This is a genomic window from Microbacterium sp. SS28, assembly GCF_022761035.1.
Classification (GTDB): domain Bacteria; phylum Actinomycetota; class Actinomycetes; order Actinomycetales; family Microbacteriaceae; genus Microbacterium.
Window position 1 is genome coordinate 413,530 of record NZ_JAKWJP010000003.1, and the last position, 16,149, is coordinate 429,678.

General features: G+C 67.1%; 26 protein-coding genes. All 26 read left to right on the forward strand.

All coding sequences use genetic code 11. The features are described 5' to 3' along the window. Positions 1–400 precede the first annotated feature (400 nt). The 26 genes from MJ607_RS10910 to infA all read left to right on the forward strand — a co-directional run bounded on the left by MJ607_RS10910 (position 401) and on the right by infA (position 16,127). A complete protein-coding gene (locus MJ607_RS10910; protein WP_243075620.1) occupies positions 401–1,981 on the forward strand; it encodes a hypothetical protein in 1,581 nt (526 codons plus the stop codon). Between the two features lie 509 nt (positions 1,982–2,490). Next, positions 2,491–2,799 (forward strand): 30S ribosomal protein S10, encoded by a 309-nt coding sequence (gene rpsJ / locus MJ607_RS10915; protein ID WP_013584016.1) that lies wholly within the window; start codon positions 2,491–2,493, stop codon positions 2,797–2,799. 8 nt (positions 2,800–2,807) lie between these two features. Continuing rightward, entirely contained in the window at positions 2,808–3,467 is a 660-nt protein-coding gene (gene rplC / locus MJ607_RS10920; protein ID WP_243075621.1) for a 50S ribosomal protein L3, read from the forward strand. Between the two features lie 5 nt (positions 3,468–3,472). Next, a complete protein-coding gene (gene rplD / locus MJ607_RS10925; RefSeq protein WP_243075622.1) occupies positions 3,473–4,132 on the forward strand; it encodes a 50S ribosomal protein L4 in 660 nt (219 codons plus the stop codon). Beyond that, complete coding sequence (gene rplW, locus MJ607_RS10930; protein WP_243075623.1) at positions 4,129–4,440, forward strand: 50S ribosomal protein L23; 312 nt, start codon at positions 4,129–4,131, stop codon at positions 4,438–4,440. The genes rplD and rplW overlap by 4 nt, the downstream gene beginning before the upstream one ends. A 26-nt stretch (positions 4,441–4,466) precedes the next feature. Continuing rightward, positions 4,467–5,306, forward strand: a complete 840-nt coding sequence (gene rplB / locus MJ607_RS10935) for a 50S ribosomal protein L2 (RefSeq protein WP_243075624.1) — start codon at positions 4,467–4,469, stop codon at positions 5,304–5,306. Positions 5,307–5,318: 12 nt separating this feature from the next. Then, complete coding sequence (rpsS, locus tag MJ607_RS10940) at positions 5,319–5,600, forward strand: 30S ribosomal protein S19 (RefSeq protein WP_018171448.1); 282 nt, start codon at positions 5,319–5,321, stop codon at positions 5,598–5,600. 22 nt (positions 5,601–5,622) lie between these two features. Beyond that, positions 5,623–6,021 carry a 50S ribosomal protein L22 gene (rplV, locus tag MJ607_RS10945; protein WP_243075625.1) on the forward strand — a complete coding sequence of 133 codons (399 nt, stop codon included), beginning with the start codon at positions 5,623–5,625 and terminating at the stop codon, positions 6,019–6,021. Beyond that, on the forward strand, positions 6,021–6,782 hold the full coding sequence (rpsC, locus tag MJ607_RS10950; protein ID WP_243075626.1) for a 30S ribosomal protein S3: 762 nt from the start codon (positions 6,021–6,023) through the stop codon (positions 6,780–6,782). The genes rplV and rpsC overlap by 1 nt, the downstream gene beginning before the upstream one ends. After that, the gene (gene rplP, locus MJ607_RS10955) at positions 6,782–7,201 is read left to right on the forward strand and encodes a 50S ribosomal protein L16 (RefSeq protein WP_141881980.1); all 420 of its coding nucleotides are present in this window, start codon (positions 6,782–6,784) and stop codon (positions 7,199–7,201) included. Before rpsC ends, rplP begins: the two co-directional genes overlap by 1 nt. Beyond that, a complete protein-coding gene (rpmC, locus tag MJ607_RS19950; RefSeq protein ID WP_091703674.1) occupies positions 7,201–7,515 on the forward strand; it encodes a 50S ribosomal protein L29 in 315 nt (104 codons plus the stop codon). The genes rplP and rpmC overlap by 1 nt, the downstream gene beginning before the upstream one ends. After that, entirely contained in the window at positions 7,515–7,886 is a 372-nt protein-coding gene (rpsQ, locus tag MJ607_RS19955; RefSeq protein WP_279234561.1) for a 30S ribosomal protein S17, read from the forward strand. The genes rpmC and rpsQ overlap by 1 nt, the downstream gene beginning before the upstream one ends. Before the next feature lie 35 nt (positions 7,887–7,921). Then, a complete protein-coding gene (gene rplN, locus MJ607_RS10970; RefSeq protein WP_243075627.1) occupies positions 7,922–8,290 on the forward strand; it encodes a 50S ribosomal protein L14 in 369 nt (122 codons plus the stop codon). Between the two features lie 2 nt (positions 8,291–8,292). Next, positions 8,293–8,652, forward strand: a complete 360-nt coding sequence (rplX, locus tag MJ607_RS10975; protein WP_243075628.1) for a 50S ribosomal protein L24 — start codon at positions 8,293–8,295, stop codon at positions 8,650–8,652. 2 nt (positions 8,653–8,654) lie between these two features. Beyond that, positions 8,655–9,245, forward strand: a complete 591-nt coding sequence (rplE, locus tag MJ607_RS10980; protein ID WP_243075629.1) for a 50S ribosomal protein L5 — start codon at positions 8,655–8,657, stop codon at positions 9,243–9,245. A gap of 135 nt (positions 9,246–9,380) precedes the next feature. Then, positions 9,381–9,779 (forward strand): 30S ribosomal protein S8, encoded by a 399-nt coding sequence (gene rpsH / locus MJ607_RS10985; protein ID WP_243075630.1) that lies wholly within the window; start codon positions 9,381–9,383, stop codon positions 9,777–9,779. A 6-nt stretch (positions 9,780–9,785) separates the two neighbouring features. Continuing rightward, positions 9,786–10,322 carry a 50S ribosomal protein L6 gene (gene rplF, locus MJ607_RS10990; RefSeq protein ID WP_243075631.1) on the forward strand — a complete coding sequence of 179 codons (537 nt, stop codon included), beginning with the start codon at positions 9,786–9,788 and terminating at the stop codon, positions 10,320–10,322. Positions 10,323–10,324: 2 nt separating this feature from the next. Then, on the forward strand, positions 10,325–10,684 hold the full coding sequence (gene rplR / locus MJ607_RS10995) for a 50S ribosomal protein L18 (RefSeq protein ID WP_243075632.1): 360 nt from the start codon (positions 10,325–10,327) through the stop codon (positions 10,682–10,684). Then, positions 10,681–11,358, forward strand: coding sequence for a 30S ribosomal protein S5 (rpsE, locus tag MJ607_RS11000; protein ID WP_308193825.1), 678 nt, complete (start codon positions 10,681–10,683; stop codon positions 11,356–11,358). Before rplR ends, rpsE begins: the two co-directional genes overlap by 4 nt. Beyond that, entirely contained in the window at positions 11,358–11,543 is a 186-nt protein-coding gene (rpmD, locus tag MJ607_RS11005) for a 50S ribosomal protein L30 (RefSeq protein ID WP_028496517.1), read from the forward strand. Before rpsE ends, rpmD begins: the two co-directional genes overlap by 1 nt. Next, the gene (gene rplO / locus MJ607_RS11010; RefSeq protein ID WP_243075633.1) at positions 11,543–12,127 is read left to right on the forward strand and encodes a 50S ribosomal protein L15; all 585 of its coding nucleotides are present in this window, start codon (positions 11,543–11,545) and stop codon (positions 12,125–12,127) included. The genes rpmD and rplO overlap by 1 nt, the downstream gene beginning before the upstream one ends. Positions 12,128–12,274: 147 nt before the next feature. Beyond that, a complete protein-coding gene (secY, locus tag MJ607_RS11015; protein ID WP_243075634.1) occupies positions 12,275–13,597 on the forward strand; it encodes a preprotein translocase subunit SecY in 1,323 nt (440 codons plus the stop codon). Beyond that, the gene (locus MJ607_RS11020; protein WP_243075635.1) at positions 13,594–14,199 is read left to right on the forward strand and encodes an adenylate kinase; all 606 of its coding nucleotides are present in this window, start codon (positions 13,594–13,596) and stop codon (positions 14,197–14,199) included. Before secY ends, MJ607_RS11020 begins: the two co-directional genes overlap by 4 nt. Positions 14,200–14,203: 4 nt before the next feature. Beyond that, positions 14,204–15,037, forward strand: coding sequence for a type I methionyl aminopeptidase (gene map, locus MJ607_RS11025; RefSeq protein WP_243075636.1), 834 nt, complete (start codon positions 14,204–14,206; stop codon positions 15,035–15,037). 10 nt (positions 15,038–15,047) lie between these two features. After that, the gene (locus MJ607_RS11030; RefSeq protein WP_243075637.1) at positions 15,048–15,722 is read left to right on the forward strand and encodes a thioredoxin domain-containing protein; all 675 of its coding nucleotides are present in this window, start codon (positions 15,048–15,050) and stop codon (positions 15,720–15,722) included. A 183-nt stretch (positions 15,723–15,905) separates the two neighbouring features. Further along, complete coding sequence (infA, locus tag MJ607_RS11035) at positions 15,906–16,127, forward strand: translation initiation factor IF-1 (RefSeq protein WP_017201569.1); 222 nt, start codon at positions 15,906–15,908, stop codon at positions 16,125–16,127. Positions 16,128–16,149 lie beyond the last annotated feature (22 nt).

The window sequence follows — 16,149 nt, forward strand, 5'->3', positions numbered from 1 at the left end:
TCCAGCCGCACGGGCCGCTTCGAGCGGCGACCGCCGACGGGATCGATGACTCCCGAATGCGGAGATCCCGGCGCCGAGCAGTGACCAGAACCCCTCGGCGAGCCCGCGCCGAGGGGTTTCTCGGCGTTTCGGTAACGATCCCGGGTTGCGGAAGGGGTCGATTCGTGTCGTGTCCGATCCTCCCGGTACTGTTTCCCCCGCGGGCCTCGCGCCCGTGAGTCCGTCGCCACCCGAGCGACGGGTCTGGGGAATTGTGCGGATCTGGGATCCGCACGCGGTGACCTCGAGTCACCGGCCATCGTGGTGCGCGCCCGTGCACCACTGGGAAGAGACGGCGCACGCCTGTGCGCCGCTGGGAGACGGCGCTGTTCGCGCCGAGTTTGGGGACGCTGTGCCGACCGTGCGCAAGCGATTTTTCACGGCCATCGCGAGTGTGGCGGCTGCCGCCGCACTCGTCGTCGCACCGCTCGTGGCCACGAGTGCCTCGGCGACCGAGCCGCTGCTCGGGACCGTCGGGACCATCGAGCCCTCGACCGCGAAGGGCAACGGGACGGACTACTGGGAGGCCCGGTACGCCGCGTTCGACGTCGAGTGCTTCAAGGATGCGGCCGCTTACGGGACCGTGACCGATGGAAGCAAGACGGTGACGCTGTCGGCTCCGCCGGCAGGCAAGGTCTGGGTCGTCCTGGTCGTCAAGGCCGCGACGAGCAACAACGTCGTCGAGGACCCCGCCGTGGGCACGCCCTATGCGTCGCCGCGGGCGAACGGCGGTCCGCAGGCAGCCGTGTCGCACTGGATCGTGTGCGCAGGAGACGCGCCCGAGACGACGCCGACGATCGTCACGCCGATGCTCGAATGGACGCTGCCCGACTGCTATACGGCGGGCGCGGTGACCAAGACCAACGACGTCGACTGGTCGTCCCTCGTCGACGAGGTCACCAAGGCGACGACATGGACGGCCACTCCGCGCGCGGGCGCCGCCTTCGCCGAGGGCTTCGTCCCGGTGTGGGTCGTGCCTAACCTCGAGAAGCTCACCGCATCGTGCGACGAGTCCGAGCATCCGGACCCGAAGGTGACCACGAAGGTCGTCACCGAGTTCGACTGCGAGAGCGAAATCGCCGAGATCACCACCACCACGACGACGATCTCCTCCCGGTGGGAGGAGTCCCTCGCTGCCTGGGTCGACGAGGAGCCTGTCGTGACGACAGCCTCCGCGACGCGCGCGCTGACAGCGGGCGAGCTCGCGACCTGCCCGCCCGACACGACCGTCGAGTACGGCGAGTGGGCCGACGGCGTGTGGGCGTGCGGTGACACGACGGTCATCCAGACGCGCGAGATCACGACGACGGTGTTCGAGTTCGACGAGCAGGGCCTGCCGACGGGCAAGTCCTCCGTCGCCCTCGAGACGCGCGAGCGCGAACTGACGCAGTCCGAGATCGGCACGTGCCCCCTCGTTCCCGGTGACATCCAGTCGCAGTGCGTCGGCGACGTCCCCTACCTCGGCTACGACCTGACGCTGCCGGAGGGCTTCGTCGCAGGCGCCGACCCCGTCACGATCACCTTCGTGAACCCGGACGGCGAGGACTACGTCGTCGAGAACCAGCCGCTTCAAGGCACGCTCCTGTGGCCGGGTGCGTCCGCCGACGAGCCGAAGATGTGGCCGGGCTGGGCGCTCGTGGACGGTGAGTACGTCGAGACGGACGGCAACTACCGCTGGACCCGCGCCGGAGTCACGATCGTGTTCGAGGTCAACCCGACCTACGAGACGACGGTGGAGTACCCGCAGGCGACCGCGCTGTGCGCGAGCCCGTCGCTGTTCACCACCGACGTGCCCGAGGACCCGACCGATCCGAGCGCCCCTGAGACGCTCGCCGTGACCGGTGGCGCGTTCTCGCTGGGAGCCGTCGGACTCGGCGCTCTCGCGCTCGCCGCGGGCGTCACGATCACGGTCATCAGCGCGAAGCGCCGCGCCAGGGCCTGACGATCTGCAGTCCGAAGGGGGCGGTCACGCGTGAGCGTGGCCGCCCCCTTCGGCATGACCGGGATGCCGCGGACCGACATGAATGGCGGGCCGCGGCATCCCGTGCCTGTGAAGGCGCCCTGCATAGCCGACCGCGACACGCCCGGGTTTGCGACACGCCCGGGCGACCCGTAGACTAGGGAAGTTCCACATTCCGATGCCCCTTTTGGCGTGCGTCGGATCACTGCCAGGGCAGTGCATAGGCGGCGCGAAAGCGCAGAGACCTAGGCCGCGGGCAGCAGAACAGAACATCCTTCCTCGACAAGGTCGGGAACCGGGAGACCGGGATCCGGCCACACGCGTGCGTGCGAGGGGGAGCCGGATGCCGAGGCCTCCGGTTTGACACGAGAACAGCGGTGCAGCATCCCGGTGAGAGCCGGAGCAAGTGCCGTGGCGCGCAAGCGTCACCGTGCGTCCAATGCCCCCGGGGAGCCCGGGCCGGTAAGACGCGGAAAGAGAGTGAGCAGACAATGGCGGGACAGAAGATCCGCATTCGCCTGAAGTCGTACGACCACGCCGGCCTCGACAGCTCGGCGCGCAAGATCGTCGACACCGTGACCCGTGCCGGTGCGACCGTCGTCGGCCCCGTGCCCCTTCCGACCGAGAAGAACGTCGTGTGCGTCATCCGGTCGCCCCACAAGTACAAGGACAGCCGCGAGCACTTCGAGATGCGCACCCACAAGCGCCTCATCGACATCATCGACCCGACGCCCAAGGCCGTCGACTCGCTGATGCGTCTCGACCTGCCGGCCGATGTCAACATCGAGATCAAGCTCTGAGGTCCGACATGGCTGACATCAACAACAAGGTTTCGAAGGGCCTGCTGGGCACCAAGCTCGGCATGACCCAGGTCTGGAACGAGAACGGCAAGCTCGTTCCCGTCACCGTCATCGAGATTGCCCCGAACGTGGTCACCCAGGTTCGCACGCCCGAGAAGGACGGCTACAAGGCCGTCCAGATCGCGTACGGCAAGATCGACCCCCGCAAGGTCAACCAGCCGCTGACGGCCCACTTCGAGGCTGCCGGCGTGACCCCCCGCCGCCACCTCACCGAGGTCCGCACCGCTGACGCCGCCGACTACTCGCTCGGCCAGGAGCTCACGGTCGACGCCACGTTCGAGGCGGGCCAGCTCGTCGACGTCGTCGGCACGAGCAAGGGCAAGGGCTTCGCGGGTGTCATGAAGCGTCACAACTTCAAGGGTGTCTCCGCTTCGCACGGTGCGCACCGCAACCACCGCAAGCCCGGCTCGATCGGCGCTTCGTCGACGCCCAGCCGCGTCTTCAAGGGCATGCGCATGGCCGGCCGTATGGGTGGCGAGCGCGTGACCGTCCTCAACCTCACGGTGCACGCCGTCGACGCCGAGAAGGGTCTGCTGCTCGTCAAGGGCGCCGTCCCCGGCGCGCGCGGCCGCATCGTCTACGTCCGCAACGCAGTGAAGGGTGCCTGATATCCATGGCTGACTCGACTCTCGCGCTCGACGTGCGCAAGGCAGACGGCAAGAAGGCAGGCTCCGTGGAGCTTCCCGCCGCTCTCTTCGACGTCAAGACGAACATCCCGCTCATCCACCAGGTCGTCGTCGCGCAGCTCGCGGCGGCTCGCCAGGGCACGCACTCGACAAAGCGTCGTGGCGAGGTCTCCGGCGCCGGCCGCAAGCCCTTCAAGCAGAAGGGCACCGGTAACGCCCGTCAGGGCTCGATCCGCGCGCCGCACATGACCGGCGGTGGCATCGTGCACGGCCCCAAGCCGCGCGACTACTCGCAGCGCACGCCCAAGAAGATGGTCGCCGCAGCGCTCCTCGGAGCACTCAGCGACCGCGCCCGCGGCGACCGCCTGCACATCGTCGACTCGTTCGCGATCGAGGGTGCTCCCTCGACGAAGGCCGCTGCCGCGGTCCTCGGCGAGCTCGCCCCGACGAAGAACGTGCTCGTCGTCATCGAGCGGGCCGATGAGCTCACGATCAAGAGCGTGCGCAACCTCGCGTACGTCCACGTGCTGCCCTTCGACCAGCTGAACGCCTACGACGTGCTCGTCTCGAACGACATCGTCTTCACCAAGGCCGCCTACGACGCCTTCGTCGCGTCGAAGTCGGCAACCGAGGAGGTCTCGGCATGAGCACCGTGAACATCGCCGTCAACAAGGACCCGCGCGACATCATCCTGAAGCCGGTCGTCTCCGAGAAGAGCTACGGGCTCATCGACGAGGGCAAGTACACGTTCCTCGTGGACCCCCGCGCCTCGAAGACCGAGATCAAGCTCGCGATCGAGAAGATCTTCGGCGTCAAGGTCGCTGCGGTCAACACGATCAACCGCGTCGGCAAGACCCGTCGCACCCGCTTCGGCACGGGAAAGCGCAAGGACACCAAGCGCGCCATCGTGACGCTCAAGTCGGGCACCATCGACATCTTCACGGCAGTCGGCTGACGGTCGGGACAGAGGACTAGAGAACTATGGCTATTCGCAAGTACAAGCCCACGACCCCGGGTCGCCGCGGCTCGTCGGTGGCCGACTTCGCCGAGATCACCCGATCGACGCCGGAGAAGTCGCTCCTCCGCCCGCTCAGCAAGACCGGTGGCCGCAACAACCAGGGCCGCATCACCACTCGCCACATCGGCGGTGGCCACAAGCGCCAGTACCGCGTCATCGACTTCCGTCGCAATGACAAGGACGGCGTCAACGCCAAGGTCGCTCACATCGAGTACGACCCCAACCGCACCGCGCGCATCGCGCTCCTGCACTACTTCGACGGCGAGAAGCGCTACATCATCGCGCCGAACAAGCTGGCGCAGGGCGACATCGTCGAGTCGGGCCCCTCGGCCGACATCAAGCCGGGCAACAACCTGCCGCTGAAGAACATCCCCACCGGTACCGTGATCCACGCGATCGAGCTCCGCCCCGGCGGCGGCGCGAAGCTGGCTCGCTCGGCGGGCACTTCGGTGCGTCTCGTCGCCAAGGACGGCCCCTACGCGCAGCTGCGTCTCCCCTCGGGCGAGATCCGCAACGTCGACGCGCGCTGCCGCGCCACGATCGGCGAGGTCGGCAACGCCGAGCAGTCGAACATCAACTGGGGCAAGGCCGGCCGCAACCGCTGGAAGGGCATCCGCCCGACCGTCCGCGGTGTCGCGATGAACCCGGTCGACCACCCGCACGGTGGTGGTGAGGGCAAGACCTCCGGTGGACGTCACCCCGTCACTCCTTGGGGCCAGGCTGAGGGTCGCACCCGTCACGCCAACAAGGAAAGCGACAAGTACATCGTCCGTCGTCGCAACGCCGGCAAGAAGCGCAAGTAGGAGTAGAGGAATATGCCTCGCAGCCTTAAGAAGGGCCCCTTCGTCGACGAGCACCTGCTTCGCAAGGTCGTCGTCCAGAACGAAGCCGGCACCAAGAACGTCATCAAGACCTGGTCGCGTCGCTCGATGATCATCCCCGCGATGCTCGGGCACACGATCGCCGTCCACGACGGTCGCAAGCACATCCCCGTGTTCGTGACCGAGACCATGGTCGGCCACAAACTGGGCGAGTTCGCGCCCACCCGCACCTTCCGCGGCCACGTGAAGGACGACAAGAAGGGCCGTCGCCGCTAAGGCGACTGAGGAGGAGAGAGAAATGGTGGAGTCCATCGCACGCGTGCGACACATCCGCGTGACCCCTCAGAAGGCTCGTCGTGTCGTCGCCCTCATCAAGGGCAAGCAGGCTCAGGAGGCCCTGGCCATCCTGAAGTTCGCGCCGCAGAGCGCGAGCGAGCCGATCTACAAGCTCGTGGCTTCGGCGATCGCCAACGCGCGGGTCAAGGCCGACCAGGTCAACGAGTACCTGGACGAGCAGGACCTGTTCGTCAAGAACGCCTTCGTGGACGAGGGGACGACGCTCAAGCGTTTCCAGCCCCGCGCCCAGGGTCGCGCGTTCCAGATCAAGAAGCGCACCAGCCACATCACGATCGTCCTCGCGACCCCTGAGGTCGCCGAGACGGTCCCGGCTGCCAAGACCAAGAAGGCGAGCAAGTAATGGGACAGAAGGTAAACCCGTACGGCTTCCGCCTCGGCATCACCACCGACCACGTGTCGCGGTGGTTCTCGGACTCGACGAAGCCGGGCCAGCGCTACGCCGACTACGTCGCCGAGGACATCCGTATCCGCAAGCTCCTGCAGTCGAACCTCGACCGCGCAGGTGTGAGCCGCATCGAGATCGAGCGCACGCGTGACCGCGTCCGCGTCGACATCCACACGGCTCGTCCGGGCATCGTGATCGGCCGCCGCGGCGCCGAGGCCGAGCGCATCCGCGCCGACCTCGAGAAGCTCACCGGCAAGCAGATCCAGCTCAACATCCTCGAGGTCAAGAACCCCGAGGCCGACGCCCAGCTCGTCGCTCAGGGTGTCGCCGAGCAGCTCTCGGCTCGTGTGGCGTTCCGCCGCGCGATGCGCAAGGGTCTGCAGGGCGCACAGCGCGCAGGCGCCAAGGGTGTCCGCATCCAGGTCTCCGGCCGCCTCGGCGGCGCCGAGATGAGCCGCTCGGAGTTCTACCGCGAGGGTCGTGTGCCGCTGCACACGCTGCGCGCGAACATCGACTACGGCTTCTACGAGGCCAAGACCACCTTCGGCCGCATCGGCGTGAAGGTGTGGATCTACAAGGGCGATCTCACCAACAAGGAGCTCGCACGCGAGCAGGCCAACGCTCCGAAGGCACCCCGCGGTCGCGATGACCGTGGCGGCGACCGTCGTCGTGGCCCGCGCAACGAGGCCCCCGTGGCAGAAGGAGCGTCGGCGTAATGCTCATCCCTCGTAAGGTCAAGCACCGCAAGCAGCACCACCCGGGCCGTTCCGGTCAGGCGACCGGCGGCACGAAGGTCAGCTTCGGCGAGTTCGGCATCCAGGCCCTCACGCCCGCTTACGTGACCAACCGTCAGATCGAGTCCGCTCGTATCGCCATGACGCGTCACATCAAGCGTGGTGGAAAGGTGTGGATCAACATCTACCCCGACCGTCCGCTCACCAAGAAGCCCGCTGAAACCCGCATGGGTTCGGGCAAGGGCTCACCCGAGTGGTGGGTCGCGAACGTCAAGCCGGGTCGCGTCCTCTTCGAGGTCGCCGGCGTCAACGAGGAACTCGCTCGTGAGGCCCTGACCCGTGCCATCCACAAGCTGCCTCTCAAGGCACGCATCATCAAGCGCGAGGAGGGCGACGCGTAATGGCGATCGGCACCAAGCAGCTCGCCCCGAGCGAGCTCGACACGTTCGAAGACCAGCGCCTCGTCGAGGAGCTGCGCAAGGCCAAGGAAGAGCTGTTCAACCTGCGCTTCCAGTCGGCCACCGGCCAGCTCGAGAGCCACGGCCGCATCCGTGCGGTCAAGCGCGACATCGCGCGGCTCTACACCGTGATCCGTGAGCGCGAGCTGGGCATCCGTGCCACGCCCGCGCCCGTCGAGGTCGCGACGAAGGCGAAGAAGACGAAGGCCAAGAAGGCGGATGCCGCTGACGAGGCCGTGAAGGAAGAGGCCGAGTGATGGCTGAGACCACCGAGAAGAAGGCTCCCGCCAAGAAGGCGGCTCCGAAGGCTGAGGCCGTCGAGGTCGTCGCGGCTGCGGGTCACGAGTCGGCAGCGCACGACGTGCGCGACGCCGATGCGCGTGGCTACCGCAAGTCGCGTCGTGGCTACGTCGTGAGCGACAAGATGGACAAGACGATCGTCGTCGAGGTCGAGGACCGCGTTAAGCACCCCCTCTACGGCAAGGTCATCCGTCGCACGTCGAAGGTCAAGGCGCACGACGAGGGCAACACCGCCGGCATCGGCGACCTCGTCCTCATCAACGAGACCCGTCCGCTCAGCGCCACCAAGCGCTGGCGCCTGGTCGAGATCCTCGAGAAGGCCAAGTAAGCCCTCGGGCTCGCTTGGAACCCAAGGAGTAAGAAGTGATTCAGAACGAATCCCGCCTCAAGGTCGCCGACAACACCGGCGCCAAGGAGCTGCTCACGATCCGCGTGCTCGGCGGCTCCAACCGGCGCTACGCCGGCCTGGGCGACGTCATCGTCGCCACGGTCAAGGACGCGATCCCCGGCGGAAACGTCAAGAAGGGCGACGTCGTCAAGGCTGTCGTCGTCCGCACCAAGAAGGAGACGCGCCGTCCCGACGGCTCGTACATCAAGTTCGACGAGAACGCCGCCGTCATCCTGAAGAACGACGGGGAGCCCCGTGGCACCCGCATCTTCGGACCGGTCGGTCGCGAGCTTCGTGACAAGAAGTTCATGAAGATCGTCTCGCTGGCGCCGGAGGTCATTTAGTCATGGCGAAGATCAAGAAGGGTGACCTGGTTCAGGTCATCGCGGGCGCCAAGCCCGAGCGCGGCGGAGACCGCGGCAAGCAGGGCAAGGTCCTCGAGATCCTGACCGAGCAGAACCGCGTCATCGTCGAGGGCGTGAACTACGTCACGAAGCACACCCGCGTGGGCCAGACCCAGCGCGGCACCAAGACGGGTGGCATCGAGACGTTCGAAGCCCCCATCCACATCTCCAACGTGGCTCTCGTCGACCCCTCGTCGAAGAAGCCCACGCGTGTCGGCCACCGTGTCGAGGAGCGCACCAAGGACGGCGTCAAGCGCACCGTCCGGGTTCGCTACGCGAAGAAGTCAGGCAAGGACCTCTGAACATGAGCACCCCCACTGCCGTGGAGGCTGGCAAGATCCAGCCCCGCCTGAAGCAGAAGTACAACGGCGAGATCAAGAAGGCTCTGCAGGAAGAGTTCGGCTACGCGAACGTCATGCAGATCCCCGGACTGGTCAAGGTCGTCGTGAACACCGGTGTCGGCGAGGCAGCTCGCGACGGCAAGGTGATCGATGGCGCGGTCGACGACCTCACCAAGATCACCGGCCAGAAGCCGGTCGTGACCAAGGCTCGCAAGTCGATCGCGCAGTTCAAGCTGCGTGAGGGTCAGCCCATCGGCGCGCACGTCACCCTCCGTGGCGACCGCGCGTGGGAGTTCATCGACCGTCTCGTGAACCTCGCGCTGCCCCGTATCCGCGACTTCCGCGGCCTCTCGGGCGCGCAGTTCGACGGCCACGGCAACTACACGTTCGGCCTCCAGGAGCAGTCGGTCTTCCACGAGATCAACCAGGACAAGATCGATCGCGTCCGCGGCTTCGACATCACCATCGTCACCACCGCCAAGACGGATGCCGAGGGTCGTGCGCTGCTGCGCCACCTGGGCTTCCCGTTCCGCGCGGTCGACGGCCAGGCGTGACGCTTCGGCGGGTGCGGGGATCCCAAGGTCCCCGCATTCGCCGGAGGGTCCACCCATAACTGAACATCGCCCAGTCATAGAAGGTCGCCTGTCGTGTAACGGCATCCGAAACCTCATGAACGAAGGAATCAACCAATGACAATGACAGACCCGGTCGCAGATCTGCTGACCCGTCTGCGCAACGCGAACTCTGCGCACCACGACTCCGTGTCGCTGCCGAGCTCCAAGCTCAAGTCGCACATCGCCGAGATCCTCAAGCAGGAGGGCTACATCGCCGAGTGGATCGTCGAGGACGCCCGCGTCGGGCAGACCCTCACGCTGACGCTCAAGTACGGCCCGAACCGCGAGCGGTCGATCGCCGGCATCAAGCGCGTCTCCAAGCCCGGCCTCCGCGTGTACGCGAAGTCGAGCGAGATCCCCAAGGTCCTCGGCGGCCTCGGCGTCGCCATCCTCTCCACCTCCTCCGGTCTTCTCACGGACCGCCAGGCCGAGCAGAAGGGCGTGGGTGGGGAAGTCCTCGCCTACGTGTGGTGATCTGACATGTCCCGTATCGGTCGTCTCCCGATCGACATCCCCGCCGGCGTGACCATCACGGTCGACGGCCAGGATGTCGCGGTCAAGGGCCCCAAGGGCGAGCTGTCGCTCGCCGTGGCCCGTCCCATCGAGGTCAAGGTCGAAGAGGCGCAGGTGCTCGTCACCCGCCCCGACGACGAGCGTGCGTCGCGTGCCCTGCACGGCCTGACGCGCACCCTCATCAACAACAACATCATCGGTGTCACCCAGGGCTACACCAAGGGCCTCGAGGTCGTCGGCACGGGTTACCGCGTCGCGCAGAAGGGCGACTCGGTCGAGTTCGCCCTCGGCTTCTCGCACCCCGTCCTGGTCGCCCCGCCCGCAGGCATCACCTTCACGGTCGAGGGCAACAACAAGCTCACCGTGAGCGGCATCGACAAGCAGGCCGTCGGCGAGGCGGCTGCGAACATCCGTAAGATCCGCAAGCCCGAGCCGTACAAGGGCAAGGGCGTGCGTTACGCCGGCGAGGTCGTTCGGCGCAAGGCCGGAAAGGCTGGTAAGTAAGCATGGCTGTGAAGTCGAAGACCGACGCCCGCGCGCGTCGTCACGCCCGCCTTCGCAAGAAGGTCGTCGGCACTTCCGAGCGTCCCCGCCTCGTTGTCACGCGTTCGTCGCGCCACGTTTTCGTGCAGCTCGTCGACGACAGCAAGGGCCACACCGTGGCGTCCGCCTCGACGCTCGAGGTCGACCTGCGCGCCTCTGACGCCGACAAGACGTCCAAGGCACGCAAGGTCGGCGAGCTCGTCGCCGAGCGTGCGAAGGCCGCCGGCGTCTCGGACGCTGTGTTCGACCGCGGTGGCAACCGCTACGCGGGCCGTGTCGCGGCGATCGCCGACGGCGCCCGTGAGGGAGGTCTGAACCTGTGAGTGAGATCAAGGAGAACGAAGTGACCACGACCGCTGAGCCGGCTGCGGCCGCAGAGGCGCCGACCGAGCGCGAGCGCGAGCCGCGTCGCGGGGGTCGCGAGCGCAGCCAGACGCGTGACCGCGGTGCGCGTGACGCAGACAAGAGCCAGTTCCTGGAGCGCGTCGTCACGATCAACCGCGTGTCGAAGGTCGTCAAGGGCGGTCGTCGCTTCAGCTTCACGGCGCTCGTCGTCGTGGGCGATGGCAACGGCGTCGTGGGCGTCGGCTACGGCAAGGCCCGTGAGGTCCCCCTCGCCATCTCGAAGGGTGTCGAAGAGGCCAAGCGCAACTTCTTCCGCGTTCCCCGCGTCGGCTCGACGATCCCGCACCCCGTGCAGGGTGAGGCGGCTGCCGGTGTCGTGCTGCTGCGTCCCGCCGCCGCCGGTACCGGTGTCATCGCGGGTGGTCCCGTGCGCGCCGTGCTCGAGTGCGCCGGCATCCACGACGTGCTGTCGAAGTCGCTCGGTTCGTCGAACACGATCAACATCGTCCACGCGACGGTGGAGGCGCTGAAGCAGCTCGAGGAGCCCCGTGCGGTCGCCGCGCGTCGCGGTCTCGAGTTCGATCAGGTCGCCCCCGCTCGTCTCGTTCGCGCCGAGGCCGAGGCCGCGGCTGCTGCGAAGGCAGGTGTCTGATGGCATCGCGCCTGAAGGTGACCCAGGTCAAGTCCAAGGTGAGCGAGAAGCAGAACCAGCGTGACACGCTGCGTTCGCTCGGTCTGAAGCGGATCGGCGACTCCGTCGTCCGTCCCGACGACGCGCAGACGCGCGGCTACGTCAAGACCGTCGCGCACCTCGTGAAGGTTGAGGAGATCGACTGATGGCTGAGAAGGCCGAGAACAAGAAGGACGAGGCGACCGTGGTCGCCGAGCCCAAGAAGGCCGCCGCCAAGAAGCCGGCAGCCGAGAAGGCGGCGAAGGCCGCTCCCAAGAAGGACGCCGTGAAGAAGGACGCCCCTGCTTCGCGCCCCGGCGTGCTCAAGGTGCACCACCTGCGTCCGGTCCCCGGCGCCCACACCGCCAAGACCCGCGTGGGTCGCGGTGAGGGCTCGAAGGGCAAGACCGCGGGCCGTGGCACCAAGGGCCAGAAGGCCCGCTACCAGGTCAAGGCCGGGTTCGAGGGTGGCCAGATGCCGCTGCACATGCGCACTCCGAAGCTGCGCGGGTTCAAGAACCCGTTCCGCGTCGAGTACCAGGTCGTGAACCTCGAGAAGCTGGCCGAGCTCTACCCGGCCGGCGGCGACGTCACCGTGGGCGACCTCGTCGCCAAGGGTGCGGTCCGCAAGAACGAGAAGGTCAAGGTGCTCGGCGCCGGCGACATCGCGGTCAAGCTCAACGTGGCCGTCGACAAGGTCTCCGGCTCGGCTGAGCAGAAGATCGTCGCGGCGGGCGGAACCGTCAAGTAGTACCCCGGCGGGGGTCGGAGTCTCGTCTCCGACCCCCGCTGTCGTCCCCGGCGCACATCCCCTCGCAACGTCGACGGAATCTCGCTGGGTTACTCTGGTTGACGGTGCGCCGTGACGCGTACCGGCATCCCTTCTGGAGGCAGCCTCTTGTTCAGCGCAATCGCGCGGGTCTTCCGTACACCCGACCTTCGTCGGAAGATCGCATTCACCCTGGCGATCATCGCCCTCTATCGGCTCGGCGCCCACATCCCGGCGCCCTTCGTCGACTTCCCCAACGTGCAGGAGTGTCTGCGACAGAGCGCCGGCACGGAAGGCCTGCTCTCGCTCGTCAACCTGTTCTCGGGCGGCGCGCTGCTGCAGCTTTCGATCTTCGCGCTCGGCGTCATGCCGTACATCACCGCGACGATCATCGTCCAACTGCTCCGCGTCGTGATCCCGCACTTCGAGACCCTCTACAAGGAGGGCCAGTCGGGCCAGGCGAAGCTCACGCAGTACACCCGTTACCTGACGATCGCACTCGCACTGCTGCAGTCGACGACCCTCGTGACGGTGGCCCGCAGCGGACAGCTCTTCGGAACGACCGGCATCCCGGCCTGTGAGCAGCTGCTCACGAACGACGTGTGGTGGGCGCAGCTGCTCATGATCATCACGCTCACCGCCGGCACGGGCCTCATCATGTGGTTCGCCGAGCTCGTCACCGAGCGCGGCATCGGCAACGGCATGTCGATCCTGATCTTCACCTCGATCGCCGCCGCGTTCCCCGCCTCGATGTGGGCGATCTGGCAGTCCAAGGGCTTCGAGGTCTTCCTCCTCGTCCTGGCGGTCGGAGTCGTCGTCGTGGCGCTCGTCGTGTTCGTCGAACAGTCGCAGCGCCGCATCCCGGTGCAGTACGCGAAGCGCATGGTCGGCCGCCGCACCTACGGCGGAACGAACACGTACATCCCGATCAAGGTCAACATGGCCGGCGTCGTGCCCGTCATCTTCGCCTCGTCGCTGCTGTACATCCCTGCGCTCATCGCGCAGTTCAACCAGCCGCAGGCCGGCGAGGAAGTGCCCGCCTGGGTCGTCTGGATCCAGCAGTACCTGGTGCGCGGCGATCACCCGCTGTACATGCTCCTGTACTTCCTGCTCATCGTCGGCTTCACGTACTTCTACGTCGCGATCACGTTCAACCCCGTCGAGGTCGCCGACAACATGAAGAAGTACGGCGGGTTCATCCCCGGCATCCGTGCGGGTCGCCCGACCGCGGAGTACCTCGACTACGTCCTTACGCGCATCACGCTGCCGGGCTCGATGTACCTCGGTCTCATCGCGCTCCTGCCGCTCATCGCCCTCGCGACGGTCGGCGCCAACCAGAACTTCCCGTTCGGCGGCGCGTCGATCCTGATCATCGTCGGTGTCGGTCTCGAGACCGTGAAGCAGATCGATGCGCAGCTCCAGCAGCGCCACTACGAAGGGCTTCTCCGATGACAGCACGTCCCGTCCGCCTTCTCATCGTCGGCCCCCAGGGTTCCGGCAAAGGCACACAGGGCGTCCGGATCGCTGAGGCGTTCGGCATCCCGGTCATCTCGACCGGTGACGTGTTCCGCGCGAACGTGGCCGAGGGCACGGATCTCGGCCGTCAGGTCAAGAGCATCATCGACGCGGGCCACCTCGTTCCCGACGAGCTGACGAGCGCGGTCGTGCGCGACCGCCTCGCCCAGCCCGACGCGGAGGACGGCTTCCTGCTCGACGGCTACCCCCGCAACCTCGCCCAGGTGCTGCACCTCGACGAGTACCTCGAGGGTCGCGACGAGCAGCTCGACGCCGTCATCGTGCTGGCCGTCCCCCGCGAAGAGAGCATCGCGCGCCTGCACAAGCGGGCCGCGGAGCAGGGCCGAGCGGATGACACGGACGAGGTCATCGCCGCGCGTCTGTCGATCTACGAGAACGAGACGGCCCCCATCCTGGGCGTCTACGGCACGCGTGGCATCGTCGCAGAGGTCGACGGAGTCGGCTCGCTGGACGAGGTAGCCGGTCGCATCGTCGACGCGCTCGAGGCGCGCGGCTTCGCGCGCTCGGCCGCGGCCTGACGACGTGGCCCTGCGTCGCTCGATCTACAAGTCGCCCGCCCAGCTGCGGGCGCTCGTCGAGCCGGGCCTCATCACGGCGGCGGCGCTGGACGCGGTCCGCGCGCTCGTCGCCCCCGGAGTGACGACACTCGAGCTGGATGCCGCCGCCTACGACGTCATCCGCTCGAGGGGCGCGCGCTCCAACTTCCAGATGGTGCGCGGGTATCGCCACACGATCTGCGCCTCGGTCAACGAGCAGGTCGTGCACGGCATCCCCTCGGGCCGCCCGCTCGAGCCCGGCGACATCCTGTCGATCGACGCGGGGGCGGAGTTCCAGGGATGGAACGGCGACTCTGCATTCACGATCGTCGTGCCCGACCCGGACCGCCCCGAGATCGTCGCTGAGCGCGAGGAGCTCTCCCGCGTGACGGAGGGCTCGCTGTGGGCGGGGATCGCGGCGCTCACGTCGGCCCGCAGCCTCGGTGAGATCGGAGCCGCGATCCAGGGGCACATCGATGCGTCGGGTCACGGCTACGGCATCCTGCGCGACTACGTCGGCCACGGCATCGGGCGCAAGATGCACGAGTCTCCGTCGGTCTTCAACTATCGCGTCCAGGACCCGGGCCCCGACGTGCGGCCCGGTCTCGCCCTCGCGATCGAGCCCATGGTCGTGATCGGCGACCAGGAGACGCACATCGAGGACGACGGCTGGACGGTTTCGACGATCGACGGCACGGCGGGGTCCCACTGGGAGCACAGCGTCGCAGTGCACGAAGACGGAATCTGGGTGTTCACGGCACCCGACGGTGGCAAGGCGGGACTCGCGCCGTTCGGCGTGACGCCCGTCCCTGTGGCATAAGGAGAGCGGCATGGCCGAGCGCAAGGTGAACTGGTTCGCGATCTGGATCAGTATCGGGGTCGTGGTGGCTCTCGTCGTCGTGGCGGGGCTCGTCATCTGGATGAACAGCGCGTCCTCCGCGCCGGGGGAGGCACCGAAGGCGTCGAACATCAACGCCGAGACCGGCGCGATCGCGGTCGGCGACGGGACGAACCAGCTCGACACCTACATCGACTTCATGTGCCCGGTCTGCAACCAGTTCGAGCAGCTCTACGGCGAGACGATCGAGGGCCTCGTCGACGACGGGTCGACGACGCTCAACATCCACCCGATCTCGATCCTCGACCGCGCGTCGCAGGGCACGGAGTTCTCGACCCGCTCCGCGAGCGCCATGTACTGCGTCGCGGTGGCCGATGCCGACGCATCCCTCCCGTTCATGCAGTCCATGTACGAGAACCAGCCGGAAGAGGGCTCGACGGGCCTGACGGATGAGCAGATCCTCGCGATCGCCTCGGATGTCGGAGTCACGGGGATCGACGACTGCGTCAACGACGGCCGCTACATGAAGTACGTCACAGACATCACCGACAAGACGCCCGTCAAGCCGGGCGCCCGCGGGATCGGCACACCTACTGTGCTGCTGAACGGCGAGTTCGTCGAGCTCACGGGCGACCCGCAGGCCGACCTCGTCGCGGCCCTGCAGTAGGCCCCGTCCTCGCCCCGGCTGAGAAGCGGCCGGGAAGGCGGGGGAGCGTGAAGCACGGTTTGCCGAGGCATCCGATATCACGTATGCTTGATCTTTGGTGCGTTGCGCCTTCATTGGCGTGTCGCAGCACCGAAACCCCATCCACGCAGATCGACCGGTCTGCACGAAAACGATAGCGAGCGTATGGCGAAGAAAGACGGTGTCATCGAGATCGAAGGCGTGATCTCCGAGGCGCTGCCCAACGCGATGTTCCGCGTTGAGCTGAGCAACGGGCACAAGGTCCTCGCCACGATCTCGGGCAAGATGCGGCAGAACTACATCCGCATCATCCCCGAGGACCGCGTGGTCGTGGAGCTCAGCCCCTACGACCTGACCCGCGGCCGAATCGTCTACCGCTACCGCTAGACCGGTCGAGAAGTAACACCCC